This window comes from Burkholderia sp. AW49-1, assembly GCF_053427845.1.
On sequence record NZ_JBSAXF010000130.1, the window covers coordinates 1 to 295 of the forward strand.

Genomic DNA, 295 nt, shown 5'->3' on the forward strand with positions numbered 1-295 from the left:
CGCACGACGCAGAATACGGGTGCGCTCACGGATCTGACGGAACAACTGAAGGGCAGCGGTCTGGTTGACCAGAAGACGGGAGCATCGATCGCGGCGGTGACGTACGACCGTAACAAGGACGGCACGGCGAATCGTGGCTCGGTGACGCTGGGTGGATCGGATGCGACGAATCCAGTGGCACTGAAGAACGTGGCGGAGGGTGTCGAGGATCACGACGCGGTGAACGTGTCGCAGCTGAAAGCTGCCGGTCTCGTTGGTAAAGACGAGGAAGGCAACCTGACGTCGCTGGCGTTGA

General features: G+C 61.4%; 1 protein-coding gene. It reads left to right on the forward strand.

Features of this window, described 5'->3' with window-relative positions; genetic code table 11:
• Positions 1 to 295, forward strand: a 295-nt coding sequence (locus ACV22W_RS33730; RefSeq protein WP_448023867.1) for a hypothetical protein, incomplete at both ends; no start/stop codon positions are given.